Source organism: Cellulosimicrobium composti, from assembly GCF_010287905.1.
Classification (GTDB): Bacteria; Actinomycetota; Actinomycetes; order Actinomycetales; family Cellulomonadaceae; genus Cellulosimicrobium; species Cellulosimicrobium composti.
The window spans coordinates 80,036-93,278 of record NZ_JAAFAN010000005.1; the positions used below are offsets into that span (position 1 = coordinate 80,036).

Here is a 13,243-nt window from a genome sequence, read left to right on the forward strand (position 1 = left end):
GTGCCCCGGCGTCAAGAGTGACCTGCGCCACGCCGCCCGTGGACGCGGCGGCCCCGCGGCGGGAGGATGGCACTCGCCCGTCCGTGGCTGCCGAGGAGGCCGAGTGGAACCCACCGTCGCGACGACCCGCCCCGCGATCGTCACCGTCGACGACGACCCCGGGGTGTCGCGCGCGGTCGCGCGGGACCTGCGCCGCCGCTACGGGGACCGCTACCGGATCGTGCGCGCCGAGTCCGGCCCCGCAACGCTCGACGCCCTGCGCGAGCTCGCGCTGCGCGGCGAGGACGTGGCCCTCGTGCTCGCCGACCACCGGATGCCCGGCATGACGGGCGTCGAGCTCCTCGAGCAGGCGATGGACCTCTTCCCCGCCGCGCGCCGCGTCCTGCTCACCGCCTACGCGGACACCGAGGCGGCGATCGAGGCGATCAACGTCGTCGACCTCGACTACTACCTGCTCAAGCCGTGGGACCCGCCCGAGGAGAAGCTCTACCCGGTCGTCGACGCCCAGCTCGAGGCGTGGTCGGCCACGGACCGGCGCCGGCCCGCGGAGACCGTCGTCGTGGGGCACCGGTGGTCGGCCCGCTCGTCGCAGGTGCGCGAGTTCCTCGCGCGCAACCGCGTGCCCTACCGCTGGTACCCGTCCGAGTCGGCCGAGGGCGCGCGGCTGCTCGCCGCCGCGCAGGCGGACCCCGCGACGCTCCCCCTCGTCGTCACGCCCGACGGCGAGGCCCTCGTCGCGCCCGACGACGCCACGCTCGCCGAGCGCGTCGGGCTCGCGACCCGCCCGACCGCCGACTTCTACGACCTCGTCGTCGTGGGCGGCGGGCCGGCCGGGCTCAGCGCGGCGCTGTACGGGGCGTCGGAGGGCCTGCGCACCGTGCTCGTCGAGCGCACCGCGACGGGCGGGCAGGCCGGGCAGAGCTCGCGCATCGACAACTACCTCGGCTTCCCCGACGGCATCTCGGGGGCCCAGCTCGCCGAGCGCGCCCGGCGCCAGGCGGTGCGGTTCGGCGCGGAGATCGTCACGACGCGCGACGCGGTCGAGCTCGACGTCGACGGGCCCGCGCGCAGCGTGCGCTTCCCCGACGGCACGGCGATCGACGCGCACACCGTCATCCTCGCCTCCGGCGTGTCCTACCGGCTGCTCGACGGTCCCGGTCTCGGCGACCTCGTGGGGCGCGGCGTGTTCTACGGGTCGGCGCTCACCGAGGCCACGGCGTGCCACGACCAGGAGGTGTACGTCGTCGGGGGCGCGAACTCCGCGGGCCAGGCGGCGCTCTACCTCGCGCGCGAGGCCAAGCGCGTCACGCTCGTCGTGCGCGGCGGCACCCTCGCGCGCTCCATGTCGTCGTACCTCGTCGAGCAGGTCGAGGCGCACCCGCGCGTGCGCGTCCTCACCCGCACCGAGGTCGTCGCCGCGTCCGGGGACGACCACCTGGAGCATCTCGAGCTCCACGACCTCGACACCGGCCGGACCACGCTCGTCGAGTGCGGCTGGGCGTTCGTCTTCATCGGCGCCGCGCCCCGCACCGACTGGCTCGACGGCGTCGTCGCGCGCGACCCGCGCGGGTACGTGCTCGCCGGGCCGGACCTCCTGCACGACGGCGCCCCGCCGTCGGGGTGGACGCTCGACCGTCCCCCGTACCACCTCGAGACGTCCGTGCCCGGCGTGTTCGCCGCGGGCGACGTGCGCTCGGAGTCCGCCAAGCGCGTCGCGTCCGCCGTGGGCGAGGGCGCCATGGCCGTGATGCTCGTGCACCGCTACCTCGAACAGCTCTGACCCCCGACCGCACCGACCCTCGAGCGACCCGCACCCGACCACCGGAGGCGCACCGTGACCAGCACCGAGGACCCGACCACCACCCCGCCCGCCGCGGGCACCCGCGCCGCCGCGGCCGCGCGGGGCTGGATGCCGTGCGACGTCGACGAGCTGCGCGCCACGTTCCTGTTCGAGCACCTCACCGACGACCAGCTCGCGTGGCTGTGCGCGACCGGGCACGTCGAGCGGCACGACGCCGGCTGGCTCTTCCACGAGGGCGCGCCCGCCGAGGCGTTCTACGTCATGCTCGACGGGGGCGTCGCGCTCTACCGGCGCGTGGGCCAGGACGAGGTCGAGGTCTCGCGCACCCGCCAGGTCGGGGTGTACCTGGGCGCGTGGAACGCCTACCTCGGCGACCGGCTCCCCCAGACCTACCTGCACTCGGCCCGCGCGCTCGAGCCGTCGCGGTTCTTCGTGCTCGAGGCGCACGACTTCGCCAAGCTCATGACCGAGTGGTTCCCCATGGCGGTCCACCTGCTCGAGGGCGTGTTCTGGGGCACGCGCGACGCCCAGCAGGTCGTCGGGCAGCGCGAGCGGCTGCTCGCGCTCGGGTCCCTGTCCGCGGGCCTCACGCACGAGCTCAACAACCCCGCCGCCGCGGCCGTGCGCGCGACGGGGACGTTGCGCGAGCGCGTCGCCGCGATGCGGCACAAGCTCGCGCTCATCGCGGACGGCCCGTTCGACCGGGCGACGCTCGCCGAGGTCATCCGCCTGCAGGAGGCCGCCCTCGAGCGCTACCAGGACACGCGCACCGCGGACGCCGTGGGCGCGCTCGAGACGTCCGATCTCGAGGACCGCCTCACCGACTGGCTCGACGACCACGGGCTGCCCGAGGGCTGGCGCGTCTCGCCCGCGCTCGTCCAGGCCGGGATCGACGAGGTGTGGCTCGACCGCGCGGCGGAGCGCGTCGACGCCGGCGCCCTCCCCGGGACCGTGAGCTGGATCGCGTACACCATCGAGACCGAGCAGCTCATGGCGGAGATCGAGGACGCCACCGTGCGGATCTCCTCCCTCGTCGGGGCCGCCCGGCAGTACTCCCAGCTCGACCGCGCGCCGTTCCGGCCCGTCGACCTGCACGAGCTGCTCGACTCGACCCTGACGATGCTCGACCAGGTGCTCACCGGGGTGGACGTCGTGCGGCACTACGACCCGACGCTCCCGCCCGTGCCGGTGTACGCGGCCGAGCTCAACCAGGTGTGGACCAACCTCGTGGAGAACGCCGCGCAGGCCATGGGCGGCAGCGGGACGCTCACGGTCACGACGCGCCGCGTCGAGGACCACGCCGAGGTCGAGATCGCCGACACCGGGCCGGGCATCCCCGACGACGTCCGGCCACGCATCTTCGAGCCCTTCTTCACGACGAAGCCCGTCGGGCAGGGCACCGGGCTCGGCCTGGACATCTCGTGGCGGATCGTCGTGAACAAGCACCACGGCGACCTCACCGTGACGTCCGTCCCGGGCGACACGCGGTTCGTCGTGCACCTCCCGCTCGAGCCGGCGCCGCCGGCCGCCGCACCCCCCGCGCTCGACTGACGAGAAGGACGTGGCACCGATGAACGCACCCGCGCGCCGCGGCGCACCCCGCGGCCTCGCCGTCGCCGCCCTCGTGGTCGGCGGGCTCCTGCTCCTGGGAGCCTGCGCCGCCGGGCCCAACCCCGACCAGAACCCCGCCGGCTACGGGTTCTGGTGGGGCCTGTGGCACGGCATCATCCTGCCGGTCAGCTTCGTCGTGTCGCTCTTCACCGACACGGTGAGCATCTACGAGGTCGACAACGACGGGAACTGGTACGACGTCGGCTTCGTGCTCGGCATCGCGCTGTTCTCCGGCCCGGTGATCGCGCTGCGCGGCCGCCGCTCCTGACCCGGCGGGACCGACCCGGCACCGCCGCGCCCGCGACGTGCCGGTGCAAAACCGTGGACGTCGCGCGCTCGCGGGCATAGCCTCATGGCGTCCGGTCGACATCGCCCGGACGCTCGACCATGACGACCGGTGAGGGAAGGTGGACCCGTTGAGGAACCCGTGGTCCGTCGACCCGTCCCGAAGGCCGCTCTCCAGGTAGACGACGCGCGTCGTCCACCTGCTGAGCCGTCCTGGGGCACCGTCCTGGGACGGCTCTCGTCGTCCCGGCCCGTGAACGACAGGAGGCGCGACGATGAGCGAGGTGGTCATCTACAACCTCGGCGGGAGCCAGGAGCTCGGCCGCGTGTCGTTGCGTCACGCCATCCGCATGCTCCACCGGCGCGTCGCCGAGGTGCTCGAGGCGGTCGAGGGCGAGACGTTCGGTCCGTACCAGCGCCCGCGGTCGGTCGCCCTCGTGCGGTACGTGCACGCGCGCTGGGTGTACGAGCGCCAGGGCCGGGTGCCGTACTCGCGCGCCGCGCTCCTGCGCCGCGACCGGTACCGGTGCGCGTACTGCGGCGGGACCGCGACGACCATGGACCACGTGGTCCCGCGGTGCCAGGGCGGCACGACGACGTGGCTCAACGCCGTCGCGGCGTGCGAGCCGTGCAACGCCGCCAAGGGCGGACGCACGCCCGAGCAGGCCGGTCTGCGCCTGCTCAGACGCCCGTTCGAGCCCGCGTTCCGCGACATCTACCCGTCGGCGCCCGCCCCGCGCCGACGCTGACGAGCTGCCGGGCCGGTCCGCCGGCCCGGCCCCGAGCCGCCCCGCCGGTGGCGGTGACACCGGCCGGGCGCCGCCGTCGGCGTGTCCCGGACCGCGCCGCACGGCCCTCCCTCCCGGTAGAGCCGGCCCGCGTCCGCGACCACCCGGGAGCCCGGGCCGTGCACCGGGAGACCACGATGGCGACGGTCCGGATCGGGACGTTCAACGTCGAGAACCTCTTCGAGCGCCCCCGCGCGATGGCGGGACCGCTCACCGGCGGCAACGCGGTGCTCGCCGCGCACGCGCGCGTCAACGCCCTCCTCGCCGAGGAGACGTACGGGCCCGAGGTGCGTGCGGAGATCCTCGAGCACCTGGGCACCCTCGGCCTCCTGCGCTCCGACGCCGCGGCGCTCGCCGTGCTGCGGCAGGTCCGGGGGCGGCTCGTGCGGCGGACCGGGTCCGTGGCCGCCGGCACCGCGCGGACCGAGGTCGTGGCGCACGGGCGCGGCGACTGGGTCGGCTGGGTGGACCTCGTCAAGGACCGCGTCGACGAGCTCGCCATGGTGCACACCGCGCGCGTCGTCACCGACGTCCGCGCCGACGTCCTCGCCGTCGTCGAGGCCGAGAACCGGGTCGCGCTCAAGCACTTCACCGACGCGGGCGTCACCCGGGCGGGGCGTCCGCGCTACCCCCACGTCATGGTCATCGACGGCAACGACGACCGCGGCATCGACGTCGGCGTCCTCACCACGCGCCCGTACCGGATCGGGTCGGTGCGCTCGCACGTCGACGACCGCGACTCGCGCGGGCGCCTCGTGTTCGGCCGCGACTGCCCCGAGTACGTCGTCGAGCTGCCGGGCGGCGGCACGCTCACCGTGCTCGTCAACCACTTCAAGTCCAAGGGGTACGGGACGCAGTCCGAGTCCGACGCGACCCGGCGCCGCCAGGCGACGCGCACCGCCGCGATCTACGCCGCGCTGCGGGCGCGCGGCGAGGAGAACGTCGTCGTCGTGGGCGACCTCAACGACACGCCCGGCTCGACGCCGCTGCGCCCCCTGCTCCGGGGGACGGACCTGCGCGACGTCAGCGAGCACCCCGCGTTCCGCGGCGACGGCCGGCCCGGCACGTACGGCAACGGCACCGCGAGCCAGAAGATCGACTACGTGCTGCTCTCCCCCGCGCTGTTCGAGCGCACCGTCGGCGGGTCGGTCTTCCGCAAGGGCGTGTGGGGCGGCACGCACGGCACCCTGTTCCCGCACTACGACACGATGACCGCGCCCTCGCACGCCGCGTCCGACCACGCCGCGCTCTTCGCGGACGTCGACCTCGTGTGAGCCGGCGCGGGCGGCGTCAGGGCCGTCGAGCGCGCCGAGCACGTCGAGGCACGCGACCCTAGACCGCGGTGTCGCCGCCCGTCGCGGCGACGCCCGGCCCCTGGTCGCCGCGGTTCCAGGCCCGGAGCTTGGCCGGGCTGAGCACGGCCCACGCCGTGGCGACGCGGCCGGACCGCACGGCGACGCTGACCACGCCGGTGACGCGGCCGTGGTGGCGCACCACGAGCCCGGCGACGCCGTTGACCGAGCGCACGACGACGTCCGTGCCCTCGCCCGGGCGCAGCACCCGGCACAGGGCGCGCGCGGTCTCGTCGGCGCCCTCGACGACGCCCGGGGTCGCCTCGTCGCTCCCCGTGGCGTCGACCCACAGGGTCGCCGTGCCGTCGAGCAGCCCGCGCACCCCGTCCCGGTCCTGGGCGCGCGACGCGGCCGCGAGCGCCTCGACGACGCGCTGGTGCGTCGCGTGGTCGGCGTCGCGCCGACCCCTTCGTCCGCTGCGACGTGAGCTCACGCCGCGCCTACGCGGACAGGGCCGCGAGCTTGCGCGGGTTCATCATCCACAGCACGCGGTCGATGCCCGCGGTCGTGGCGCGGACCGTGAGCACCGCGAACAGCTCGCCGTCGCGCGAGAGCCGCACGGCCGGGTAGCCGTTGACGTCCGCGGGCTCGACGTCCACGCCCGCCCAGAAGCGCTCGGCGAACGCGTGGTGGTACTTGGCCACGCGCGGTCGGCCCACCACGGGGACCTTCGAGGCGCGGACCACGCCGCCTCCGTCGGAGTAGGAGATGACGTCCTCGGCGAAGAGCCGCTCGAGGACGGCGACGTCGCCCGCCTTCGCGGCCGCGACGAACGCGGTGAGGAGGCGGCGCTGCGCCTCGGGCGCGACGGGCGCGCGGCGCTCCTCGCCGAGGTGGCGGCGGGCACGGCTGACGAGCTGGCGCACGTTCGCCGGGGTGTGGCCGATGATCTCGGCGATCTGCTCGTACGGGTAGTCGAACGCCTCCCGCAGCACGTACGCGGCGCGCTCGGTCGGGGTGAGCTTCTCGAGCAGCATGAGGAGCGCGACCTCGAGCGCCTCGCCGCGCTCGGCGCCGAGCGTCGGGTCGGCGCTCGTGTCGACGGGCTCGGGCAGCCACGGGCCGATGTACGTCTCGCGGCGCACCCTCGCGGACTGGGCGACGTTGATCGCGAGACGCGTGGTCGTCGTGGTGAGGAAGGCGTCGGGGTTGCGCACCGTGGAGCGGTCGTAGGTCTGCCACCGCAGCCACGCGTCCTGCAGGACGTCGTCCGCCTCGGCGGCGCTGCCGAGGATCCGGTACGCGATCCCGAAGAGGCGGCGCCGCGCGGCGCTGAACTGCTGCTCCGCGGTCGCGAGGTCCGCCGTCGGTCCGTCCACGCCTGTCATCCTCGTCGCCCCTCGCGCCGTCGTCACCCCGGCCGGACGGACGAGGCTCACCCGTGCGACCGGGCAGCGTCCCGATCTGTGACAGCGCCGGGCGCGGCGACGGCCGGGCGGGTCCGGCGGCGTATGGGACCAGCCGCGATCTGCTGGGCGCGTACCCCCGGGTGGGGCCGCCTGAAACCCGGTGCTCCCGCTCTTGCCTCGCGACTCGACCGGACCCGCCCGGCGCGCGTGCCGCACCCCGTCCGACCGCGCGCGCGGCGCGTGTGTGACACGACGCCGCCCGGCCCCGACTCCTGCGTGGGTTCTTCGTGGTGCCCCCGGCCGGGCGTCCCCACGCTGGAGGAGCAGGGGATCACCGCAACCGCACCGAAGGAGAAGAACCATGAGCGAACCAGTCCTGGAGCCGCAGGCGCAGGCGTTCGCCGACGCCGTCGCGACGCCCCCGTTCGTCGACGAGCTCGGCCCCGAGCGCGCCCGCAAGGTGCTCGACGACCTGCAGTCGCAGCTCGTCGAGAAGGCGATGGTCGAGGAGACCTGGGTGACCGTCCCGGCCGGCGAGGGGTCGGTGCGCGTCCGCGTGCTGACGCCGCGCGGCGAGAGCGGCCCGTTCCCCGTCGTGCTCTACATGCACGGCGGCGGCTGGGTCCTCGGGGGCACCGTCACGCACGACCGGCTCGTGCGCGAGCTCGCCGTGGGCGCGCGCGCCGCGGTCGCGTTCGTCGAGTACGACCGCTCCCCCGAGGCGCGCTACCCGGTGGCGCTCGAGCAGGGGTACGCCGCGGCGCGCTGGATCACGACCCAGGGCGCGGCGCTCGGTCTCGACGCGTCGCGGCTCGCCGTCGCGGGCGACTCCGTGGGCGGCAACCTCACGGCGGCGCTCACGCTGCTGGCCAAGCAGCGCGGCGACGTGACGTTCGTGCACCAGTCGCTCTACTACCCCGTCACGGACGCCGCGCAGGACACGGCGAGCTACCGGGAGTTCAAGGACGGCCCGCACCTCACCGCGCGGGCCATGGCCTGGTTCTGGGACAGCTACCTGCCGGACCGCGACCGGCGCGAGGAGATCACGGCCTCACCGCTGCGCGCGTCGCTCGACGACCTGGCCGGGCTCCCGCCCGCGTTCGTCGTCGTCGACGAGAACGACGTGCTGCGCGACGAGGGCGAGGCGTACGCGCGCCGCCTGCTCCAGGCCGGCGTCCCGACGACGAGCCTGCGCTACAACGGCACGATCCACGACTTCATGATGCTCAACCCGCTGCGCCCCACGCAGGCCGCGACGGCCGCCGTCGAGCAGGCCGTCCACGTGCTGCGCACCGCGCTCGGCACCCTCTGACCGGCCGCGCACCCGCGCCGCCGTGCCGCGGGCCCGCCGTGGCGCCGCGCCCGCACCACCCTCACCATCCCGAAGAGAGAAGGACCCTCATGTCCAGCACCCAGCCCATCGTCCTCCTGGTCCACGGCGCGTTCGCCGGCTCCGACAGCTGGGACGGCGTCGTCGAGCGCCTCCTCGCGCGGTCGGTCGACGTGGTCGCCGTCGCCAACCCGCTGCGCTCCGTCACGGGCGACGCCGAGTACGTGCGCGACGTGATCGCGGCGATCGGCCGTCCCGTCGTGCTCGTCGGGCACTCCTACGGCGGCATCGTCGTCACCGGCGCGGCCGCGGACAACGACGCCGTGAAGGCGCTCGTCTACGTCGCGGCGTTCGCGCCCGACACGGGCGAGTCCGCGCTCCAGCTGTCGCAGAAGTTCCCCGGCAGCACGCTCGGCGAGACCCTGATCGGCTACCCGCTCACGAGCGGCGGCAACGAGCTGCGGATCCGCGGCGACGCGTTCCCGACCCAGTTCGCGGCCGACGTGCCGACCGAGCGTGCGGTCGTCATGGCCGCCGAACAGCGCCCGGTCACCGAGCTCGCCCTGAGCGAGGGCCTGCCCGGCGCGGAGGCGGCGTGGCGCCGGGTCCCGTCGTGGTTCGTCTACGGCGAGGAGGACAGGAACATCCCCGCCGAGCTCGAGCGCTTCATGGCCGAGCGCGCCGGGTCGCGCAGCACGACGGGCGTCACCGGCGGCTCGCACGCGCTGTCCGTCTCCCACCCCGCCGAGGTCGCGGCGACGATCATCGAGGCTGTCGAGGCCGTCGCCTGACACGCCGACGCACGCGGCCCCCGTCGTCCCGGCGACGGGGGCCGCCGTCGTCCGCGGCGCGCGCGGGCGTCGCGCGGTCGTCGAGGACGCGCGCGGCGCCGGGACCGCGGCCCCAGGCGTGCCGCAGCCCCGGGAACCGGTGCAGGGTCCGGGCGACCTCGACGACGGTCGCCGGGTCGCCGCCACGGGCCACGCGCCGCAGCGCCGCGAACCAGCTCGGCGCCTCGTCGACGAGCCACGCGCGCGCCTCCTCGCGCGTCGCGAGCACCGCGACGTCACCGGGGTCCGCCGCACCCTCGCCCGGGTCACCGGGCTCGAGCCAGCGCGCGGCACGGGCCGTGGTGCGCAGGAGCCAGGCGTCCGCGCGACGACGGGCCGCGGCGCTCTCCTGCGCGGTCTCGGCCGCGGCGAGCTCGCCCAGCGCGTAGAGGCGCAGCAGGTCGTGCAGCGCGTACCGGTCGCGCTCGACCGCGCGCACCAGGCTGAGGGAGACGAGCTCGTCGAGCAGCTCCTCGGTCGTGCGCAACGACTCCTCGGCGAGCGTCGCGGCGAGCCCGGCGCCGACGTCGAGCCCGTCCGCGAGCGCGAGCCGGCGGAACAGCCGCTGCGCGGCGGGCCCGAGCTGGTCGAACGACAGCGCGATCGCGGCACGCACCGACAGGTCGCCCGCGGCCAGGGCGTCGAGGCGGCGGTCGGCGACGGCGAGCCGCTCGGCGAGGCCGTCGACCGTCCACGTGGGGCGGCTCGCGAGCCGGTTCGCCGCGATCCGCAGCGCGAGGGGCACGTCGTCGCACAGCGCGGCGAGGCGCGCGAGGTCGGCGCGGGACGCCTGGTGGCGCGGCACGATGCGCTCGAGCAGCGCGCGCGAGTCGGCGGGCCGCAGCCGTTCCAGGTCGAGGCGCACGACGTCCTCAAGACCCTCGAGGTGCCGCCGGCTCGTGACGAGCACCGCCGCGGGGCCGTCCGCGGGCAGCGCCGCGCGCACCTGCGCCTCGTCGCGCGCGTCGTCGAGCACGACGAGGACGCGCCGGTGCCCGAGGAGAGCGCGCAGCCGCGCCGGGTCGTCCGCGGCGCGCGCCCCCGTCCCGCCGAGGGCCCGCACGAGCCGCGCGACGACGGCACGGGGCGTCGTCGCGTCGGGCGTCGTGCCCGCGAGGTCGAGGAAGAGCAGGTCGTCGAACTCCGCCTGGAGGTGCTGCGCGGCGCGGACGGCGAGGCTCGTCTTGCCGTACCCGGGCGGCCCGGTCACGAGGACGACGGGCGGCGGGGCACCCGGGCGGGCGCGCAGCGCCGCGGCGACGCGCGCGAGCTCGGCCTCGCGACCCGTGAAGTCCGCGGCCCCGCGCGGCAGCGGCAGTCGCCACCCCGGCTCCGGCCGGGAGCGGCGGCGGCCCTCGCGCGCCGCGCGCAGGACGAGCGCCCGGTCCTCGTCGTCGAGGCCGAGCGCGTCGACGACGGCGACCATCGTCCGGTGCTGCGGGCCGAGCGCCGCGCCACGCTCGATGTCGCTGAGAGCACGGTCGCTCACCCCGGACAGCTCGGAGAGCCGTTCGAGCGTGAGGTCGGCGGCGAGCCGGAACCGCCGCACCGCCGGACCGAGCGCTTCGGTGTCCATGCGCGCCTCGGGTCGTCTCGGGTGGTCGTCGCGCGCCGGCCGGGCCGCGCCGCCGGGTCTCGGCGGTCTCTCGCGGTGCCCCCGCTGCGTGCGGCCGGCGCCTGCCCCTGTCACCCTGTCGACCGCGAGCCCGCCCGGCGTGTGACGCGCGGGCACGGACGTCCGGCGCGCAAACCCCTCGATCCGCGTCGCCGCGCGTGCCAGGGTGGTGCCCATGGCCGACACCACCGAGACCCGTCCGGACGTCCTCGGCCAGGTCGCCTGGCCCGTCGGGACGCCGCGCCTGTCCGTGCGCCGCGCCCGCCCCGACGACGCCGACGCCCTGTTCGCCTACCGCCGCCTGCCCGACGTCGACCGCTGGCTCACGCAGCGGTTCGCCGACGTCGACGAGTGGCGCGAGCACCACGCGGAGCCGGACCGGCTCGCCACGACCCTCGTCGTCGAGCACGACGGCGAGGTCGTCGGCGACCTGTACCTCGCGGTGCGCGACGGGTGGGCGCAGCGCGACGTCCCCGACCGGCCCCGGCTCGACGAGGCGGAGATCGGCTGGGCGCTCTCCCCCGCCCACCAGGGCCACGGGTACGCCACCGAGGCGGTGCGCGCGCTGCTGCGCGTGTGCTTCGAGGACCTCGGCCTGCGGCGCGTCGTCGCGAACGCGTTCCTCGCCAACCAGCCGTCGTGGCGCCTCATGGAGCGCGTCGGCATGCGGCGCGAGGGCGTGAGCGTGCGGGACTCGCTCCACCGCGACCTCGGCTGGGTCGACGGCGTCACGTACGCGCTCCTGGCCGAGGAGTGGCGCGCGGCGTGACCCTGACGCGGCGTCGGAGCGCGCCGGCGGCGCGGGAGCAGTCTCCGACGGTGACGCGGGCGACAGCGCGGGGGGCGTGACGGGGCGTGCGAGCGCGGTCTGCCGGTGTGACGCTGTGAGCCCCGCCGCACGACCGCCGAGGAGTCACGGATGCACGACACCGCCCCGAGCACGGCCGAGCGCGCGGACGTACGGGCGCCCGGCGCCGCGCTCGTGCCGGGGGACGCGGTGCGCGCCGGTGCGGCGGCGAGCCTGCTGCTCGCCGTCGTGGGCCTCGACCCGGTCGCGGTCGCCCTCTTCCTGCTCGTGCTCGGCGGCACCATGGTGCCGCGCGCGCTCGGCGTCGCGACGCCCCTCGACGTCGCGTACGGGGGCACGCTCGTCGTCGCCACCTGGGCCGCGCAGCTCGACTGGTACCAGGCCGTCCCCTGGCTCGACCTCGCCGTGCACGCCGCGTGCACGGGGCTGATCGCGGCGCTCGCGGGCGTGCTCCTCGTCCGCACGCGGGTCGTCCCGGACCCGCGTGCCGCCCGGACCGGGCGGGCCCGCGCCGGGGTGCTCGTGGCGACGACCGGCACGGGCGCGGTGCTCGCGATCCTCTGGGAGATCGGCGAGTGGGCCGGGCACACGTTCCTCGACGACCGCATCGGCGTCGGGTACGCGGACACCGTGACCGACCTCGCCGCGGGCCTGCTCGGCTCCCTGGTCGCGGGCGTGGTCCTCGCGCTCGCGGGGACGCGGGCCCGGGTGCGCGCGTGACGCGCGCGGCGCGGGCGACGGGGGCGGTCCCCACGGTGTCCGTGGTGGTCCCCGTCCGGGACGACGCCGTGGCGCTCGACCGCTGTCTCGCCCTCCTCGCGCGCCAGACGGTCGCGCCGCTCGAGGTGGTCGTCGTCGACAACGCGTCGCGCGACGACTCGGCGCTCGTCGCGCGCCGGTGGGGCGCCGTCATCGTCCACGAGGACCACGTGGGCATCCCCGCCGCGGCCGCGACCGGGTACGACGCCGCGCGCGGCGACGTGATCGCGCGGCTCGACGCCGACTCGCAGCCGGACGCGCGGTGGGTCGAGCGCGTCGTGGACCGGATGGCGGGCGACCCGTCGCTCGACGCGATGACGGGGACGGGCGTCTTCCACGACCTGCCGCGCGGCGTCCGGACCGCCGTCGCGGTCGCGTACCTCGGCGCGTACTACGTGCTGTGCCACCTCGCGCTCGGGCACACCGCGCTGTGGGGCTCGTGCATGGCGCTGCGCCGCACCGCGTGGGCGGCGGTGCGCGACGCCGTCGTGCGCGACGACCCCGAGGTGCACGACGACCTCGACCTGTCGTTCCGGCTCGGCCCGCGCCGCCGCGCGGTGCTCGACCGGTCGTGGCGCGTCGGCGTGTCGGCGCGCTCGCTGCGCGGGCGGCGCCAGCGCCGCCGGCGGATGGACCGCGCGTGGCGGACCCTGCGCCTCAACTGGACGGTCGCGCCACCGTGGGAACGGTGGCGCGACCGCTGGCGCTGAGCCCG

13 protein-coding genes are annotated in these 13,243 nt (G+C 76.2%); 10 read left to right on the top strand and 3 right to left on the bottom strand.

All coding sequences use genetic code 11. The features are described from left to right. Nucleotides 1-103: 103 nt before the first annotated feature. From GYH36_RS02495 to GYH36_RS02515, 5 genes are all read left to right on the top strand, one after another. Nucleotides 104-1,780 (top strand): NAD(P)/FAD-dependent oxidoreductase, encoded by a 1,677-nt coding sequence (locus tag GYH36_RS02495; protein WP_162289006.1) that lies wholly within the window; start codon nt 104-106, stop codon nt 1,778-1,780. A gap of 54 nt (nt 1,781-1,834) precedes the next feature. Then, nucleotides 1,835-3,352, top strand: coding sequence for an ATP-binding protein (locus GYH36_RS02500; protein WP_312028474.1), 1,518 nt, complete (start codon nt 1,835-1,837; stop codon nt 3,350-3,352). Between the two features lie 19 nt (nt 3,353-3,371). After that, the gene (locus GYH36_RS02505; RefSeq protein WP_115942579.1) at nt 3,372-3,680 is read left to right on the top strand and encodes a hypothetical protein; all 309 of its coding nucleotides are present in this window, start codon (nt 3,372-3,374) and stop codon (nt 3,678-3,680) included. 292 nt (nt 3,681-3,972) lie between these two features. Beyond that, nucleotides 3,973-4,446, top strand: coding sequence for an HNH endonuclease (locus tag GYH36_RS02510; RefSeq protein WP_024839729.1), 474 nt, complete (start codon nt 3,973-3,975; stop codon nt 4,444-4,446). A gap of 158 nt (nt 4,447-4,604) precedes the next feature. Next, nucleotides 4,605-5,759, top strand: a complete 1,155-nt coding sequence (locus tag GYH36_RS02515; protein ID WP_203231493.1) for an endonuclease/exonuclease/phosphatase family protein — start codon at nt 4,605-4,607, stop codon at nt 5,757-5,759. A gap of 58 nt (nt 5,760-5,817) precedes the next feature. On the opposite strand, the gene GYH36_RS02520 is transcribed toward GYH36_RS02515, so the two are convergent. Beyond that, nucleotides 5,818-6,270: a sigma-70 family RNA polymerase sigma factor family protein gene (locus GYH36_RS02520; RefSeq protein WP_024839731.1), complete on the bottom strand. Its 453-nt coding sequence runs from the start codon at nt 6,268-6,270 to the stop codon at nt 5,818-5,820. 7 nt (nt 6,271-6,277) lie between these two features. Beyond that, a complete protein-coding gene (locus GYH36_RS02525) occupies nt 6,278-7,156 on the bottom strand; it encodes an RNA polymerase sigma-70 factor (RefSeq protein WP_024839732.1) in 879 nt (292 codons plus the stop codon). A gap of 391 nt (nt 7,157-7,547) precedes the next feature. Here GYH36_RS02525 and GYH36_RS02530 point away from each other — a divergent pair, with 391 nt between their 5' ends. Then, nucleotides 7,548-8,498 carry an alpha/beta hydrolase gene (locus GYH36_RS02530; protein ID WP_024839733.1) on the top strand — a complete coding sequence of 317 codons (951 nt, stop codon included), beginning with the start codon at nt 7,548-7,550 and terminating at the stop codon, nt 8,496-8,498. A gap of 89 nt (nt 8,499-8,587) precedes the next feature. Then, complete coding sequence (locus tag GYH36_RS02535; RefSeq protein ID WP_024839734.1) at nt 8,588-9,307, top strand: alpha/beta fold hydrolase; 720 nt, start codon at nt 8,588-8,590, stop codon at nt 9,305-9,307. Here the strand turns inward: GYH36_RS02535 and GYH36_RS02540 are convergent. Then, the gene (locus tag GYH36_RS02540) at nt 9,279-10,922 is read right to left on the bottom strand and encodes an NB-ARC domain-containing protein (protein WP_024839735.1); all 1,644 of its coding nucleotides are present in this window, start codon (nt 10,920-10,922) and stop codon (nt 9,279-9,281) included. The two genes, GYH36_RS02535 and GYH36_RS02540, sit on opposite strands and share 29 nt — an antisense overlap. 214 nt (nt 10,923-11,136) lie before the next feature. On the opposite strand from GYH36_RS02540, the gene GYH36_RS02545 reads away from it, so the two are divergent. From GYH36_RS02545 to GYH36_RS02555, 3 genes are all read left to right on the top strand, one after another. Continuing rightward, nucleotides 11,137-11,730, top strand: coding sequence for a GNAT family N-acetyltransferase (locus GYH36_RS02545; RefSeq protein WP_024839736.1), 594 nt, complete (start codon nt 11,137-11,139; stop codon nt 11,728-11,730). Nucleotides 11,731-11,880: 150 nt separating this feature from the next. Continuing rightward, on the top strand, nt 11,881-12,489 hold the full coding sequence (locus GYH36_RS02550; protein WP_203231494.1) for a DUF2238 domain-containing protein: 609 nt from the start codon (nt 11,881-11,883) through the stop codon (nt 12,487-12,489). Nucleotides 12,490-12,533: 44 nt separating this feature from the next. Continuing rightward, nucleotides 12,534-13,238: a glycosyltransferase family A protein gene (locus GYH36_RS02555; RefSeq protein ID WP_312028475.1), complete on the top strand. Its 705-nt coding sequence runs from the start codon at nt 12,534-12,536 to the stop codon at nt 13,236-13,238. The last annotated feature ends 5 nt before the right edge of the window (nt 13,239-13,243 follow it).

Bases quoted from the DNA above. Each gene is read 5' to 3' on its own strand.
- GYH36_RS02505 (WP_115942579.1), top strand. From the start codon at position 3,372: ATGAACGCACCCGCGCGCCGCGGCGCACCCCGCGGCCTCGCCGTCGCC.
- GYH36_RS02510 (WP_024839729.1), top strand. From the start codon at position 3,973: ATGAGCGAGGTGGTCATCTACAACCTCGGCGGGAGCCAGGAGCTCGGC.
- GYH36_RS02530 (WP_024839733.1), top strand. From the start codon at position 7,548: ATGAGCGAACCAGTCCTGGAGCCGCAGGCGCAGGCGTTCGCCGACGCC.
- GYH36_RS02535 (WP_024839734.1), top strand. From the start codon at position 8,588: ATGTCCAGCACCCAGCCCATCGTCCTCCTGGTCCACGGCGCGTTCGCC.
- GYH36_RS02540 (WP_024839735.1), bottom strand. From the start codon at position 10,922: ATGGACACCGAAGCGCTCGGTCCGGCGGTGCGGCGGTTCCGGCTCGCC.
- GYH36_RS02545 (WP_024839736.1), top strand. From the start codon at position 11,137: ATGGCCGACACCACCGAGACCCGTCCGGACGTCCTCGGCCAGGTCGCC.
- GYH36_RS02550 (WP_203231494.1), top strand. From the start codon at position 11,881: ATGCACGACACCGCCCCGAGCACGGCCGAGCGCGCGGACGTACGGGCG.